Origin of the sequence: Pseudomonas brassicacearum, from assembly GCF_003732175.1 — a bacterium.
In the GTDB taxonomy this organism is placed as follows: domain Bacteria; phylum Pseudomonadota; class Gammaproteobacteria; order Pseudomonadales; family Pseudomonadaceae; genus Aquipseudomonas; species Aquipseudomonas brassicacearum_G.
Genome location: NZ_MOBI01000004.1, coordinates 101382 through 115296 on the forward strand (window position 1 = coordinate 101382; position 13915 = coordinate 115296).

General features: G+C 59.5%; 17 protein-coding genes and 2 pseudogenes. 11 read left to right on the forward strand and 8 right to left on the reverse strand.

The features are described 5' to 3' along the window. Positions 1-5 precede the first annotated feature (5 nt). The 3 genes from rnk to cyaY form a co-directional block, all read right to left on the reverse strand. A complete protein-coding gene (rnk, locus tag BK658_RS03315) occupies positions 6-416 on the reverse strand; it encodes a nucleoside diphosphate kinase regulator (RefSeq protein ID WP_123581052.1) in 411 nt (136 codons plus the stop codon). A 270-nt stretch (positions 417-686) separates the two neighbouring features. Beyond that, positions 687-905, reverse strand: a complete 219-nt coding sequence (locus BK658_RS03325) for a DUF1289 domain-containing protein (protein WP_123581158.1) — start codon at positions 903-905, stop codon at positions 687-689. Between the two features lie 4 nt (positions 906-909). Beyond that, complete coding sequence (gene cyaY / locus BK658_RS03330) at positions 910-1242, reverse strand: iron donor protein CyaY (protein WP_019694235.1); 333 nt, start codon at positions 1240-1242, stop codon at positions 910-912. Positions 1243-1480: 238 nt separating this feature from the next. Here cyaY and lptM point away from each other — a divergent pair, with 238 nt between their 5' ends. From lptM to BK658_RS03360, 6 genes are read left to right on the forward strand one after another with little or no spacing between them, the layout of a single operon-like run. Beyond that, a complete protein-coding gene (gene lptM / locus BK658_RS03335) occupies positions 1481-1660 on the forward strand; it encodes an LPS translocon maturation chaperone LptM (protein WP_123581054.1) in 180 nt (59 codons plus the stop codon). 9 nt (positions 1661-1669) lie between these two features. Continuing rightward, positions 1670-2917 carry a diaminopimelate decarboxylase gene (lysA, locus tag BK658_RS03340; protein WP_123581055.1) on the forward strand — a complete coding sequence of 416 codons (1248 nt, stop codon included), beginning with the start codon at positions 1670-1672 and terminating at the stop codon, positions 2915-2917. A 4-nt stretch (positions 2918-2921) separates the two neighbouring features. Then, on the forward strand, positions 2922-3752 hold the full coding sequence (gene dapF, locus BK658_RS03345) for a diaminopimelate epimerase (RefSeq protein WP_123581056.1): 831 nt from the start codon (positions 2922-2924) through the stop codon (positions 3750-3752). 13 nt (positions 3753-3765) lie between these two features. Further along, positions 3766-4491, forward strand: coding sequence for a DUF484 family protein (locus tag BK658_RS03350; RefSeq protein ID WP_123426204.1), 726 nt, complete (start codon positions 3766-3768; stop codon positions 4489-4491). A gap of 2 nt (positions 4492-4493) precedes the next feature. Further along, positions 4494-5393 (forward strand): tyrosine recombinase XerC, encoded by a 900-nt coding sequence (gene xerC / locus BK658_RS03355; RefSeq protein ID WP_123581057.1) that lies wholly within the window; start codon positions 4494-4496, stop codon positions 5391-5393. Beyond that, positions 5390-6094, forward strand: coding sequence for an HAD family hydrolase (locus BK658_RS03360; protein ID WP_123581058.1), 705 nt, complete (start codon positions 5390-5392; stop codon positions 6092-6094). Before xerC ends, BK658_RS03360 begins: the two co-directional genes overlap by 4 nt. Before the next feature lie 200 nt (positions 6095-6294). Here the strand turns inward: BK658_RS03360 and sutA are convergent, their stop codons facing one another. The 4 genes from sutA to glnK all read right to left on the reverse strand — a co-directional run bounded on the left by sutA (position 6295) and on the right by glnK (position 9073). Then, entirely contained in the window at positions 6295-6621 is a 327-nt protein-coding gene (gene sutA, locus BK658_RS03365; RefSeq protein ID WP_123581059.1) for a transcriptional regulator SutA, read from the reverse strand. A gap of 102 nt (positions 6622-6723) precedes the next feature. After that, complete coding sequence (locus BK658_RS03370) at positions 6724-7149, reverse strand: secondary thiamine-phosphate synthase enzyme YjbQ (RefSeq protein WP_019694243.1); 426 nt, start codon at positions 7147-7149, stop codon at positions 6724-6726. A gap of 214 nt (positions 7150-7363) precedes the next feature. After that, positions 7364-8701, reverse strand: a complete 1338-nt coding sequence (locus BK658_RS03375; RefSeq protein WP_123581060.1) for an ammonium transporter — start codon at positions 8699-8701, stop codon at positions 7364-7366. 33 nt (positions 8702-8734) lie between these two features. Further along, a complete protein-coding gene (glnK, locus tag BK658_RS03380; protein WP_002555808.1) occupies positions 8735-9073 on the reverse strand; it encodes a P-II family nitrogen regulator in 339 nt (112 codons plus the stop codon). Positions 9074-9486: 413 nt separating this feature from the next. Between glnK and BK658_RS03385 the strand changes: the two genes are divergently transcribed. From BK658_RS03385 to BK658_RS30650, 3 genes and pseudogenes are all read left to right on the forward strand, one after another. Then, positions 9487-9747: an accessory factor UbiK family protein gene (locus BK658_RS03385; protein ID WP_010465113.1), complete on the forward strand. Its 261-nt coding sequence runs from the start codon at positions 9487-9489 to the stop codon at positions 9745-9747. A 420-nt stretch (positions 9748-10167) separates the two neighbouring features. Beyond that, positions 10168-10695: a BRO-N domain-containing protein gene (locus BK658_RS03390; RefSeq protein WP_123581061.1), complete on the forward strand. Its 528-nt coding sequence runs from the start codon at positions 10168-10170 to the stop codon at positions 10693-10695. A 361-nt stretch (positions 10696-11056) separates the two neighbouring features. Then, positions 11057-11170: pseudogene (locus BK658_RS30650) on the forward strand (hypothetical protein); the annotation flags it as partial. Here the strand turns inward: BK658_RS30650 and BK658_RS03400 are convergent. After that, positions 11125-11355 (reverse strand): annotated as a pseudogene (locus BK658_RS03400) (IS3 family transposase); the annotation flags it as partial. The pseudogenes BK658_RS30650 and BK658_RS03400 overlap by 46 nt on opposite strands. 668 nt (positions 11356-12023) lie before the next feature. Between BK658_RS03400 and BK658_RS03405 the strand changes: the two are divergent. Beyond that, positions 12024-12416 (forward strand): cupin domain-containing protein, encoded by a 393-nt coding sequence (locus BK658_RS03405; protein ID WP_123581062.1) that lies wholly within the window; start codon positions 12024-12026, stop codon positions 12414-12416. Further along, positions 12409-13908 (forward strand): methionine--tRNA ligase, encoded by a 1500-nt coding sequence (locus tag BK658_RS03410; protein ID WP_123581063.1) that lies wholly within the window; start codon positions 12409-12411, stop codon positions 13906-13908. The genes BK658_RS03405 and BK658_RS03410 overlap by 8 nt, the downstream gene beginning before the upstream one ends. The last annotated feature ends 7 nt before the right edge of the window (positions 13909-13915 follow it).

Sequence of the window (13915 nt, forward strand, 5' to 3'; positions counted from 1 at the left end):
GCGTATCAGAACGTGCAGTCGCCGCCATTCTTGGGCTGCGACTCAACCTCAAGCAGGGTCAACTTCAAGGTCTTGCCACCCGGTGCCGGCCAGTCGATGTGCTGGCCAACCTTCAAACCGAGCAATGCGCTGCCTACCGGCGCGAGAATGGAAATCCGGCCTTCATCGGCATTGGCGTCCTGTGGATAAACCAGGGTCAGGTGATAGTCCTTGCCGCTGCTTTCTTCACGGCAATGCACACGCGAGTTCATGGTCACGACATCGGCAGGCACTTCATCGTGACCGACCAGCGTATCGGCGCGATCCAGTTCGGTTTGCAGCGCGATAACACCTGGCAGCGAGTCATCCAGGCTGTCGATCAAACGTTCCAGACGTTGCACGTCCAGGCGGGTAAGGATGATGGAAGGTGCGGTCATGATTAAGGCAGACTCCTTTTTTCTGCACGACAAAAGCAAAACCCCGCCAGAAATAGGCGGGGTTTTCACGGACCTCGATGAGTTGAGGTGTATCCGGACACTATCACAGCTCAAAAAATATACAAGCCAGCCGGATAGAGGGCACTTCAGACTTGCCGGCGAACCCTGTGGCGAGGGGGCTTGCCCCCGTTCGGCTGCGCAGCAGTCGTAAGCTTTTTGGGGCCGCTTCGCGACCCAACGGGGGCAAGCCCCCTCGCCACACTGCAGGTGTCAGACAGCAGATTTGCGCTGAGCAGCCTGGGCGCAAATCACCCGGCGGCGATCATCGTCCGCCGAGCGCCATTCGCGGATATCTTCGACGTGGCGAAAACAGCCCAGGCAGACTTTCTGCTCGTCCAGCCGACAGACGCTGGTGCACGGCGACGGCACCGCCGTGCTGACGTTGCTGTACAGCGGCTTCGGCGGACGGGCGGGCGCTGCCTCGGTCACCAGATCACAGCCCTTCGAAATCAAGCTTGGCGCCAGCCTGCTCGCCGACAATGCGCTCAAGCATCTCGCCGAGCTGCTCTTCGCTCTTGTCACACATCCAGCGTTCGCTTTCTTCGTCATAGTCGAAGTGGAAGCCACCGGACACGGCCGCCAGCCACAGCTGACGCAGCGGCTCCTGGCGACTGAAGATCAACTGGCTGCCGCTTTCGAACTTGACGGTGAGCACACCGGCCGAGCTTTCCAGATCAACATCCAGGCCACTCTCATCGAAAATATCCTCCAGCGTTTGCTGGGTGGCATCGACCAGATCGTGGAAACGGGCTTCAGTCAAACTCATTGCGGGAACCTCAAAAAATGTCTACTCACGCTCAAGCGCCGCAAGATACGGCCGAGCCCGAGCGATTGCAAAGGATACCGACCACGCACCAGACAAGAGTAGAAAATATCGGCACGCCTTGCGCCGCTTGATCGCTTGCCTGGGCAAAGGCCCGCCGGACGGGTGGTCCGTCGCATAGGCAAGCTGCCGGGTGGCCGGTATACTCCGGCGCAATTAACGCATTTTCAAGGATTTCGCCATGAAGCGCCTGATCTCTTCCCTTGCTGCGCTCGTCGCGGTTGCCTGCCTTGTCACTGCCTGTGGTCAAAAAGGTCCGCTGTATCTGCCCGATGACAGCAAATCCCCTGAAGAACAGGCGAAGTCGTCGCAGTCCAAAGCGCACCAGCACAGCACCAGTACCAGCACCAGCACCTACTAAGGGAACATCATGGACGCTTTTAACTACCGTGACGGTGAGCTGTTCGCGGAAGGTGTTGCCCTGTCCGCCATCGCCGAACGCTTTGGTACACCGACCTACGTCTACTCCCGCGCGCATATCGAAGCCCAATACCTGGCATACGCCGATGCGCTGGCCGGTACGCCGCACCTGGTCTGCTTTGCGGTCAAGGCCAACTCCAACCTGGGTGTACTGAATGTCCTGGCGCGTTTGGGCGCTGGTTTCGACATCGTCTCCCGTGGTGAGCTGGAACGTGTTCTGGCCGCCGGTGGCCAGCCCGACAAAATCGTTTTCTCCGGCGTCGGCAAGACCCGTGAAGACATGCGTCGCGCCCTGGAAGTCGGTGTGCACTGCTTCAACGTCGAATCCACTGACGAGCTCGAACGCCTGCAACTCGTCGCGGCTGAGCTCGGAGTTCGCGCGCCGATCTCGCTGCGGGTCAACCCGGACGTCGATGCCGGCACCCACCCGTACATTTCTACCGGTCTCAAGGAAAACAAGTTCGGCATCGCCATTGCCGACGCCGAAGACGTGTACGTCCGCGCCGCCCAACTGCCTAACCTGGAAGTGGTCGGTGTCGATTGCCACATCGGTTCGCAACTGACCACCCTGCCACCCTTCATCGATGCCCTCGACCGCTTGCTGGCGCTGATCGATCGCCTGGGCGATTGCGGAATCTACCTGCGCCACATCGACCTCGGCGGTGGATTGGGCGTGCGTTATCGCGATGAAGAGCCGCCCTTGGCCGCCGACTACATCAAAGCCGTACGTGAACGCATTGATGGTCGCGACCTGACACTGGTGTTCGAGCCGGGCCGCTTCATCGTTGCCAACGCCGGCGTGCTGCTGACCGAGGTCGAGTACCTCAAGCACACCGAACACAAAGACTTCGCCATCGTCGACGCGGCCATGAACGACCTGATCCGCCCGGCGCTGTATCAGGCCTGGATGGACGTCACGGCCGTGCGCCCGCGTGCAACTCCGGCACGCGCCTACGACATCGTCGGGCCAATCTGCGAAACCGGCGACTTCCTCGCCAAGGATCGCCATCTGGCACTCGAAGAAGGCGACTTGCTGGCCGTGCATTCGGCCGGTGCGTACGGGTTTGTCATGAGCTCCAACTACAACACTCGCGGCCGCGCCGCTGAAGTGCTGGTGGACGGTGATCAGGCAATTGAAGTGCGTCGCCGCGAGACGGTAGCCGAGTTGTTTGCTGGCGAAAGCCTGCTGCCGGAGTAAACCCATGCTGCTGCGTTTTACCAAGATGCATGGCCTGGGCAACGACTTCATGGTCCTCGACCTGGTCAGCCAGCACGCGCACATTTTGCCCAAGCACGCCAAGCAATGGGGTGACCGGCACACCGGTGTCGGTTTCGACCAATTGCTGATCGTCGAAGCGCCGAGCAACCCGGACGTGGATTTCCGTTACCGGATCTTCAACGCCGACGGTTCCGAAGTCGAGCAATGCGGCAACGGTGCGCGCTGCTTCGCACGCTTCGTTCTGGACAAGCGCCTGACCGCCAAGCGGCAGATTCGCGTCGAGACCAAAAGCGGCATTATCGAACTGGATATCCGCAACGATGGCCAGATCAGCGTCAACATGGGTGCACCGCGCCTGGTGCCGGCGGACATTCCGTTTCAGGCGCCCGCTCAGGCCTTGAGTTATCAGGTCGAGGTCGACGGCCAGACGATTGAACTGGCCGCGGTATCCATGGGCAATCCCCACGCTGTCGTGCGGGTCAGTGACATCCACAACGCGCCGGTCCATGAGCTGGGACCGAAGATCGAAAACCACCCGCGCTTCCCGGCGCGGGTCAATGTCGGTTTTCTCCAGGTCATCGACCGGAGCCGTGCGCAGTTGCGCGTCTGGGAACGCGGCACCGGGGAAACCCAGGCCTGCGGGACCGGGGCCTGCGCTGCCGCAGTGGCCGCGATCAGCCAGGGGTGGATGGATTCGCCGCTATTGATCGACCTGCCTGGCGGGCGCTTGTCCATTGAATGGGCAGGTCCTGGCCAACCGGTGATGATGACCGGCCCGGCAGTACGCGTATACGAAGGACAAGTGCGTCTTTGAGTGAGCGAAATACATGACTGATCAGCCTCAGGTTCCAGCCCCACAGCCCGACGAGTCCCCTTCCGAAAGCCTGGAGGCGGCGGCGATTGCCGCGTACCTGGAGGCTCATCCGGATTTCTTCGTCGAGCACGAAGAACTGCTCCCGGCGCTGCGCATTCCGCACCAGCGCGGCGACACCATCTCGTTGGTCGAACGCCAGATGAAAATCCTGCGCGAACGCAACATCGAGATGCGCCATCGTCTCTCGCAACTGATGGATGTCGCCCGCGACAACGACCGGCTGTTCGACAAGACCCGCCGCCTGACACTCGCCTTGATGGACGCCAGCAGCCTGGACGACGTGGTCATCAGTGTCGAAGACAGCCTGCGCCAGGATTTCCAGGTGCCTTTTGTCAGCCTGATCCTGTTCAGCGACGAGCCCTTGCCGGTCGGCCGCTGGGTGACCGGCGCCGAAGCGCAAAAGGCGATTGGTGGCTTGTTGTCGGAAAACAAATGCGTCAGCGGCAGCCTACGCGAACACGAGCTGGACTTCCTGTTTGGCGAAGAACAGCGCAAGCAGATCGGTTCCACTGCGGTGGTCACCATCAGTCATCAAGGCCTGCATGGCGTCCTGGCGATCGCCAGTCGCGATCCGCAACATTATAAAAGTTCGGTGGGCACGTTGTTCCTCAGCTACATCGCTGAAGTCATGGGCCGCGTGCTGCCACGGGTCAACACCTCGCTACGCTCGGTACGCTGACCATGGAACGACAACTGGACGCCTACTGCGAGCACCTGCGCAGTGAGCGTCAGGTGTCGTCTCACACGCTAGAAGCCTATCGACGTGACCTGAACAAGGTCCTGGCTCACTGCAAAAAACAGAACATCGGCAGCTGGACCGCACTGGACATCCAGCGCCTGCGCAGCCTGATCGCCCGCCTGCACTCGCAAGGACAATCCTCGCGCAGCCTGGCGCGGCTGCTCTCGGCGGTACGCGGGCTCTATCACTACCTGAACCGCGAAGGCCTCTGCGACCACGATCCGGCCAACGGCCTGGCGCCCCCCAAGGGCGAGCGCCGCCTGCCGAAAACCCTCGACACCGACCGTGCGCTGCAACTGCTCGATGGCGCCGTGGAAGACGACTTCATGGCTCGCCGCGATCAGGCGATTCTCGAGCTGTTTTACTCGTCCGGTTTACGCCTGTCGGAGCTGACCGGACTCAACCTTGAACAGCTGGACCTGGCAGACGGTCTGGTGCAAGTACTCGGCAAGGGCAGCAAGACCCGAGTGCTGCCCGTCGGCAAGAAGGCCCGCGAAGCCCTGGAACTGTGGTTGCCGCTGCGCGCCATGGCGAACCCGGTGGACGATGCGGTATTCGTCAGCCAGAAAGGCCGGCGCCTCGGCTCACGGGCGGTTCAGGCGCGGGTCAAAGCCGTCGGCGAGCGAGAACTGGGGCAAAACCTGCACCCGCACATGTTGCGACACTCCTTCGCCAGCCACTTGCTGGAGTCCTCGCAAGACTTGCGTGCGGTGCAGGAATTGCTCGGCCACGCGGACATCAAAACCACACAGATCTACACCCACCTGGACTTCCAACACCTGGCCACGGTCTACGACAGCGCCCATCCACGGGCCAAACGCATCAAAGGCGATGAGCAATGACAATCCAACTGATCACCTTCGACCTCGACGACACCCTGTGGGACACCGCCCCGGTGATCGACAGCGCTGAAGCAGTGCTGCGCCAGTGGTTGGCCGAGCACACGCCGAACCTCGGTGCCTTGCCGGTCGATCATTTGTGGGCGATTCGTGAGCGGGTATTGAGCCACGAACCAAGCCTCAAGCACCGCATCAGCGCCCTGCGCCGCCGGGTGCTGTTTCACGCACTGGAAGAAGCCGGTTACGCCCATGAGCAGGCCTGCGAGCTGGCCGATCAGGGCTTTGAAGTGTTTTTGCATGCACGGCATCAACTGGAAATCTTCCCCGAGGTGCAACCGACGCTGGAGATTCTGGCCAATCACTACGCCTTGGGCGTGGTCACCAACGGCAATGCGGATGTGCGCCGCCTGGGGCTGGCGGATTACTTCAAGTTCATCTTGTGCGCAGAGGATATCGGCATCGCCAAACCCGATGCCCGGCTGTTCCATGAAGCCTTGAAACGCGGCGATGTAACGGCACAGGCCGCAGTGCATATCGGCGATCATCCAGGTGATGACATTGCCGGCGCTCAGCAGGCAGGGTTGCGGGCGATCTGGTTCAACCCGGCGGGCAAGGTGTGGGAGGCCAACAAGGCGCCAGATGCCGAGATTCGCAGTTTGACCGAGCTGCCGGCGTTGTTGGCGCGGTGGAACACCCAACACTGATCTTGAATGACACACCGACCCTGTGGGAGCGAGCCTGCTCGCGATGGCGGAGTTTCAGCCGACATCAATTCTGAATGCTACACCCTCATCGCGAGCAGGCTCGCTCCCACAGGGGACCACCTCAACTCCCAGGCTTTTGTTTCGCCCATGAAAAAGCCCGCAGCGACGGCGGGCTTTTTCAGCAAGCACGTAGCAGGCGCCTAGATAGGCCGGCTGCCGTACTTGTTATCAGGCTTCTTTGGTGGATCCGCCACCACGTTGGCCTCGACTTCCTGAACCTTGCCACCTTTGGCAAGGAACTCTTCCATCGCGCGCGCCAGAGCATCACGCTCTTTGTTCTTGGCCTCGACACTCGGCAGCTCGTCTACAGACACCGCAGCCTTGGCCTTGCCTTTGACGGTCGGGACCGGCGTGTCATCACCGCCATCGTCGTCAGCAACGTCTTCCGCCGCTGCTTCCAGGCCTTCTTCGGTCTCGTCTTCGTCGCCTACTTCGAGGTCGTCGTTTTCCAGATCATCGTCGCTCATGTTCTACCTCATGACTTGCGAAAAGCAGATTAGTTATAGCCCAGCTTTGTCGTCTGTCGACGACCGCCGGAAAAAAATCAACATCCACTGGTAACCAGCGGTTTATGCCTCTTCACCGTGCACGGTGGCGAGGACTTTGCGAGCACCGCCATGATCGCGGTGCTCACCCAGATAAACACCTTGCCAGCTACCTAACGCCAATCGGCCCGCCCTGATCGGCAAACTCAACTGACAGCCTAGCAAACTGGCCTTGAAGTGCGCCGGGAGGTCGTCCAGGCCTTCGTCGTTATGCTCATAGCCAGCTGTTCCTTGTGGGATCAGCCGATTGAAAAACCGTTCGAAGTCGCGACGTACCGCCGGATCGGCGTTCTCGTTGATGGTCAACGACGCCGAGGTGTGCTGCAGCCACAAATGCAACAGACCGACCCGACATGCCTGGAGTTCAGGCAGGCCGGCGAGTAACTCGTCCGTTACCAGGTGAAAGCCCCGGGGCCGTGCCCGCAGGGTTATCAGAGTCTGTTGCCACATACAGTTCTCCGCACGTTCGGGGCGCATTCTAGCGCGCTCTGGGAAAAAACAAAGACCCTAATATTCCTTCAATCATGTAAGCCATTGGCCGCAGAAAAACACTCGCCACAAACACCACTAAACGTGTGCGAAAAAACCTTTCAGCCATGCTTTCAGAGACAAAATCCAGACAAAAAAAATGCCCGGCAAGCCGGGCAAATTTTTATGCGCTTGCTTACATGTTGTAGCCGCGCTCGTTGTGAAGTGCCAGATCGATACCCACCGACTCTTCTTCCTCGGTAATGCGCAGCCCCATGACGGCGTCGAGCACCTTGAGGATGATGAACGTCGTGATCGCGGTGTAGATCACCGTGAAACCCACGCCTTTGCACTGAATCCAGACTTGTGCCGCGATGTCGATCACGGTGCCGAAGCCACCCAGTGACGGAGCCGCGAATACACCTGTGAGGATCGCGCCGAGAATACCGCCGATGCCATGCACGCCGAAGGCGTCGAGGGAATCGTCGTAACCCATTTTGCGTTTCAGGGTCGTGGCGCAGAAGAAGCACACCACGCCCGCTGCCAGACCGATGATCATCGAGCCCATCGGGCCAACGGTACCCGCAGCCGGAGTGATCGCAACCAGACCGGCAACCACGCCCGAAGCGATACCCAGTGCGCTAGGTTTACCGTGGGTCAGCCACTCGGCGAACATCCAGCCCAAGGCCGCTGCGGCGGTAGCAATCTGAGTTACCAGCATGGCCATACCGGCAGTGCCGTTGGCCGCTGCGGCGGAACCTGCGTTGAAACCGAACCAGCCAACCCACAACATCGCGGCGCCCATCAGGGTGTAACCGAGGTTGTGCGGAGCCATCGGAGTGGTCGGGAAGCCTTTGCGCTTGCCCAGTACCAGGCACGCCACCAGACCTGCGACACCGGCGTTGATGTGAACCACGGTGCCGCCCGCAAAATCGAGCACGCCCCAGTCACCCAACAGCGAACCCGGACCGCTCCAGACCATGTGCGCGATCGGCGCATAAACCACGGTGAACCAGATGCCCATGAACACCAGCATCGCGGAGAACTTCATCCGCTCGGCGAAGGCACCGACGATCAGCGCCGGGGTAATGATGGCGAAGGTCATTTGATAGGTGACAAACACCGCCTCGGGGAACAGCGCCGTAGGGCCGGTAATGCTGGCGGGCGTGATGCCGGCAAGGAAAGCCTTGGCGAAGCTGCCGACAAAGGAATTGAGGTTGACGACGTTGGCTTCCATACCCGTTGTGTCAAACGCCATGCTGTAGCCATAGAGGAACCACAGGATGGTGACCAGGCCGGTAATGGCGAAGCACTGCATCATCAATGAAAGAACGTTTTTGGAACGAACCATGCCGCCGTAGAACAGCGCGAGGCCTGGAATGGTCATGAACAGCACGAGGGCAGTAGAGGTCAACATCCAGGCGGTATCGCCGGAATTGAGGACTGGAGGAGCCACCGGATCTGCCGCCATGGCCAGGCCGGGCATTACGATGGACAACAGGGCTCCTAGCCCTGCGAATTTACGCAGAGTCATTTTGTTTTCTCCTGGGGCGTTGGGTTTGGCGGCTTAGATTGCGTCGGTATCGGTTTCGCCGGTACGGATGCGAATAGCCTGTTCCAGATTGACCACGAAGATCTTGCCGTCACCAATCTTGCCGGTGTTGGCCGCCTTGGTTATCGCCTCGATAACCCGGTCCAGATCCTTGTCGTCAATGGCGACATCAATCTTCACCTTGGGCAGGAAATCGACCACGTATTCCGCCCCGCGATACAGCTCGGTGTGACCCTTCTGCCGACCGAAGCCTTTGACCTCAGTGACGGTAATGCCCTGCACGCCGATCTCGGACAACGACTCGCGTACGTCGTCCAGTTTGAACGGCTTGATGATGGCAGTGACTAGCTTCATGAAAACTCTCTCCCGAATTGGTGGACTTGCCCCAGGAAAACAAACCCGACTCAAGTCTAAGCGCAGTGCCTGGCTTTGTAACGCATCGTCGGCCCTACTCGCCCGACCGACGCCAGTTAACCGTTCCTGACGAAACTCCCCGCTCCGCCTGCCACACTGCATTCGTCACAGCGACTGCATCAGTGCATAGGTCACTTGGGACTAAGCAGAAAGCTTGCCATCTCGTGAAAACCCACTGATTTCAATCCCTTGGCCGCTGTCACAGGCGCCAACGCCCCATCACCGCCGGCGATACGCACAAAAACAGTGCGCGAACGCCCGACAACATGCGCGAAAAGCGTGCATTCGTGCCCGCGTCAATGACTATAGACACTGCGTGATACACTGCCGCCATTGTTTCCAGGACATTTCTCATGCTCGCACCCAAAGACTTCCTCGATGCCCTGAGCGGCACCGCCTCCCGCTTGTTCAGCGGCGAAACCCCGCTGCCAAAAAGCGAAATCGAAAGCCAGTTCAAAGCCCTGCTGCAAAGCGGCTTCAGCAAGCTTGATCTAGTGAGCCGGGAAGAATTCGACAGTCAGATGGTCGTCCTGGCACGCACCCGGGCACGCCTTGAAAGCCTTGAGGCAAAAGTCGCCGAGCTGGAAGCAAAGCTGAATCCACCCGCCGAGTGATGCTCGTTCCCACGCTCTGCGTGGGAATGCCGCCGGGGACGCTCCGCGTTCCGCCCTGGATGTGACGCAGAGCGTCACGGGATGCATTCCCACGCGGGAGCGAGGGAACGATCTCTAACTTCAGCCTGAGTCCTACAAAAACACCACTGCTTTCCGATTGCGCCGCCAAGCCCCGGTTCCTAAGCTCACTTCAGCTGAGTGTTCAGCACTGGGTTTGGCGACCTGGAAAGCTTAAGGTGCACGACGACCATCCGATGGCGGGCTATTTTTGCCCGTCGACTCGAGTCATGGCGGTTGTGCGTGGGAGATCTTCGGGTCTGCCGGGTTCCTTTTGCTCCGGTTCGCCAACCCGCGTACAGCTGCCACCCAATCGTTTGGCGACGATTACTGGCAGCCCCTTAAGCAAAAGGAGCTGCATCGATGAATAGCAATGACGCCTACCTGATCCCTCACGTCTTCACCCGCCACAAACTCCACCTCCACGCCCTGCTGCTGGAAAACCAGCCTTGGTTCAGTGCCCGCGACCTCGGTCGGTTACTTCGGTTGTTCCTCGACGAACGAGCGCTACGCAAACTCGACCCTGATCAACACCAAACCGTGACAATGCACATCCACGGCTGCATCGAACATACGCTGCTGATCAGCGAATCCGGCGTCTATGCGCTGCTGGTTTATCACTACTGCCCCGAATACCGGGGCCTGCGCGAATGGCTGACCCACGACGTGGTCCCTGCCCTTAGAGACGCCCAGCAACCCACCACAGCCGAACGCCCAATACTGAGCCTGCTGAACTGGCCGGAAATGTCGCTGAGCTTGCTGCACTGGAACAACCAGCCGTGGATCCGGTTGCAAGATGTTCCACACATGTTGCCTGATGGGGAGCGGCCACGACGTACAGTCAATGCACCGTGGTGGAAGCGGGCTTCACGGGTGCTTCAGTCGCTTTAATGATCTTCAGGGCGCGACGTATGACCCGTAGCAGCTGCCGAAGGCTGCGTTCGGGTCGGTCCGCGCTCGGGCGCAGCACTCGTAGATCCTGCTTGCACGGTTAATCTGAAAGACCGCATAGCGAGGTTTTACGACCGCTTCGCAGCCGAACGCAGCCTTCGGCAGCTGCTACGGATCGCGTTACGGCTTAACTGACAGGCATTAGTCTAAATAGTGGTTCTTTTCACACCCGAAATCCTTAAACCGACACCCGCAACATCCTGCGAAGGTTTCGCTCCTCAGCCGCCGCGCTAAACCGCTACGCCGCAACTACCCTTCATAAAACCGCAGGAAGCGGTTCTCGCAAGCTCAAGGAATGATCATGTCTCTGGCCATCGTCCATAGCCGCGCCCAAGTCGGTGTGGAAGCGCCCGCCGTCACTGTAGAAGTCCATCTGGCCAACGGCTTGCCGTCGCTGACGATGGTGGGGTTGCCGGCAGCACTGCGACTTTGCGAGAACAGTTCATTGACCCGACTGCGCAGCCGAAGCCGTTCAACATCAGGAGTCCGGCGTCTGAGACGCTGAGTGTAGAAACACGAGCGGGTGACTTCAAACGCCTTGCACAGCCAATCAACCGGCTCGTGGACGCTCAGTTGGTCAATCAGCGCGAACGCTCGTGATGTCGACTACACATTTTTCTTAACCAAGCTGGCCGCTCTAGAACAAGCACGTCAGTGATTTTTAGCTAGAGCTTTCTTCACATATTTTTTCACATATTTTCAGGATGTAGTCTCGACCCTTTTTCGGCGGATGTTGCGTCGTTTCTAAACATGAGCACAAGCTGGCGGGCGGCTGAGACGATAAAGGATCTCTCCTCACGTACTTACCATATGGCCCAAGGATCTGTGGCTTCTGCCAAGATCAGCGTGAGAGGCGAGTATGTCGAGCGCTATCTCATGAGGTATCGCCATTTCCTACAGCTCTCTTCCCTGCACTCAGCACAGGAAAAAACGCCACTGATTACCACACTGAAAGGTTAAGTGTTGGACCTGGGAGCAGGACTGCGTGAGCCTCCCGCCAACCGTCCGGTAGGCTCCTGATCAATCACAAGTGGTGTAATCGCATCGAAATGCCAAACGAAGAGCAACCAAACTCATCGTATGGAGGCTCTCCAAGCTCAGGGTATTTGTAGTGGTCTACACCACTTCCTGGGACACGATCCATGTGCCGCGAATCATCCATCGAATAACTCGTTCACCCGGCCTTCAACTATCCAGGTTTTGGATAGTCCGCCCCCTCACGTTCACCGCATCCTTGGCGCCGCCTTCACATGGACGAGCGTTCACTTATGCAGAAGTTCCAGATACATCGAAACACCCAGTTTGATGCGTTGGTTCACGAATATGGCCTTGACGGCAGCCGTCTGCTGCCATGGTCCGGCTATCCGATGCCGTTTGGTGGCGGCTGGTGTGTAGTGCGCCCTGGCACCAGCAGCGAAGCACACACTCAGATCGATCAAGAACTTTTCATCGCGATCAAAGGCAGTGCACGGCTGGTGGTTGGAGAGACTGAATACCCCTTCTCGATGGGCGATATTGCGGCCATTCCCAAGCACACCAACCATTACGTAATCAACGACAGCGACGACGACTTCCACTTCTATGTCGTGTGGTGGGACATGAATCATGTCAACCAATTCGTCGCTGAGCATGACGAAAAAACGGGGTGTCTCGATGCCTAAGTTCGTCGTTACCATCACCCCGCCCACGCCTAATGGTGATCTGCATATCGGCCATATCGCCGGACCTTTCCTGGGCGCGGACGTGTTCACCCGCACCCAGCGTCAGCGCGGTCATGAATGCGTGTTCGTGTCGTACTCCGATGACTACCAGTCGTACATGGTCCGTCGCGGCCTTGAGCTGGGCGTGGAGGTGGCCGAGCTGGCCGCGCGCAATACCGACCGTATCGTGCAGTCACTGGCGGCGATCAACATTCAGCCAGACAACTGGATGCGCCCGCTCGACAACCGATACTTTGCCGACGCTGTCCGCGAGGTGTTCGATCAGGCCAGCGCGGCGGGTGCCATCGCTTTTCGCGACGAGCAAACGCCCTATTGCCCGCCCTGTGATGTATGGGGCTATGAGGCCTTTGCTCGTGGGCAGTGCAATTTTTGCGGGGTCGAATCCGACGCCAGCCAATGTGAGAACTGTGCCCAGGCGCCCGATGCGCAAAAGATGCACGACCTGCGCTGCAAGCTGTGCAGCCAGCCGATGCAGTGGCGCAGCGCCCACATTGGTTTTCTGAAGCTCGCGTCGTTCAAGCCGCTGTTGCGCGAAACGCTGCTGGGTCGGGGCTGGCGCGCGCCGCTGAATACCTGGCTGCACGACAGTTTGTCGCACCTGCAGGACTGGGGCGTTACCCGTCCGGGCGATGCCGGCCTCGACCTGGCCGCCGACGGCAGCTGCCGCGTGCACACGTGGTTCATGGGCCTGGCCGGCTATATGGCGGCGTTTCGCGAATACGCCGATCGCAGCGGGCAAGCGCAGCTGTTCGAGCAGTTCTGGCAATCGGGTGATGGCACGCTGGTGCACTTTCTCGGCTTCGACTGTGTGTACAGCCATACCATCGTGTATCCGGCACTGCTGTCGACGCTGGACGGCGTCAATATTCAGCAGCAATTCATTCCCAACCAGTTCTTGAAGCTCGACGGCCTGAACCTCTCCACCAGCCGCAATCATGCGATCTGGGTGGCCGACCTGGCGCGCCAAGCCTGCGCCGACAGTGCCCGTCTGTACCTGGCCAGTATTGCCCCGGAAGAGGTCGAGGGTGACTTTCGTCTGGAGCCGTTCCTGGACTGGCGCGAGAACGTGTTTGCAACCTTCTTTCCGGCATTGCTCGCGGCGGGCGAACCCTCGGAGGGTGACTGGTGGAGCGGCATGGCCGGTGCCGATGCCAGCCTGATGAAGCGCTTGCGCTTGCAGTGGATGGAAGCCGGGGATCCGCAACAGTTCTCGATGAAAAAGATGGCCAGAGTGCTGCTGGAACTGATCGACATCACCCGCCAACGCCTCGATGAGGGCCGGCCGGTCACGCACTTCGCGGCGTTCATGGCGGTGATCGGCGAACCCTTGATCCCGGACATGAGTAAACGTCTGATCACGGCATTCGGGCTGCCGCAGGCCAGCGTGACCGCCACGGTGCTCACCGGATCGGCCGCCGACTACTCCATCTGAACGAGGA

What these genes read in the sequence shown, in the direction of transcription:
- BK658_RS03350 (WP_123426204.1), top strand. Translation starts at nt 3,766, where the DNA reads ATGACTGATCAGCCTCAGGTTCCAGCCCCACAGCCCGACGAGTCCCCT.
- lptM (WP_123581054.1), top strand. Translation starts at nt 1,481, where the DNA reads ATGAAGCGCCTGATCTCTTCCCTTGCTGCGCTCGTCGCGGTTGCCTGC.
- rnk (WP_123581052.1), bottom strand. Translation starts at nt 416, where the DNA reads ATGACCGCACCTTCCATCATCCTTACCCGCCTGGACGTGCAACGTCTG.
- BK658_RS03375 (WP_123581060.1), bottom strand. Translation starts at nt 8,701, where the DNA reads ATGACTCTGCGTAAATTCGCAGGGCTAGGAGCCCTGTTGTCCATCGTA.
- sutA (WP_123581059.1), bottom strand. Translation starts at nt 6,621, where the DNA reads ATGAGCGACGATGATCTGGAAAACGACGACCTCGAAGTAGGCGACGAA.
- BK658_RS03360 (WP_123581058.1), top strand. Translation starts at nt 5,390, where the DNA reads ATGACAATCCAACTGATCACCTTCGACCTCGACGACACCCTGTGGGAC.
- xerC (WP_123581057.1), top strand. Translation starts at nt 4,494, where the DNA reads ATGGAACGACAACTGGACGCCTACTGCGAGCACCTGCGCAGTGAGCGT.
- BK658_RS03385 (WP_010465113.1), top strand. Translation starts at nt 9,487, where the DNA reads ATGCTCGCACCCAAAGACTTCCTCGATGCCCTGAGCGGCACCGCCTCC.
- BK658_RS03390 (WP_123581061.1), top strand. Translation starts at nt 10,168, where the DNA reads ATGAATAGCAATGACGCCTACCTGATCCCTCACGTCTTCACCCGCCAC.
- BK658_RS03405 (WP_123581062.1), top strand. Translation starts at nt 12,024, where the DNA reads ATGCAGAAGTTCCAGATACATCGAAACACCCAGTTTGATGCGTTGGTT.
- dapF (WP_123581056.1), top strand. Translation starts at nt 2,922, where the DNA reads ATGCTGCTGCGTTTTACCAAGATGCATGGCCTGGGCAACGACTTCATG.
- BK658_RS03410 (WP_123581063.1), top strand. Translation starts at nt 12,409, where the DNA reads ATGCCTAAGTTCGTCGTTACCATCACCCCGCCCACGCCTAATGGTGAT.
- lysA (WP_123581055.1), top strand. Translation starts at nt 1,670, where the DNA reads ATGGACGCTTTTAACTACCGTGACGGTGAGCTGTTCGCGGAAGGTGTT.
- glnK (WP_002555808.1), bottom strand. Translation starts at nt 9,073, where the DNA reads ATGAAGCTAGTCACTGCCATCATCAAGCCGTTCAAACTGGACGACGTA.
- BK658_RS03370 (WP_019694243.1), bottom strand. Translation starts at nt 7,149, where the DNA reads ATGTGGCAACAGACTCTGATAACCCTGCGGGCACGGCCCCGGGGCTTT.
- cyaY (WP_019694235.1), bottom strand. Translation starts at nt 1,242, where the DNA reads ATGAGTTTGACTGAAGCCCGTTTCCACGATCTGGTCGATGCCACCCAG.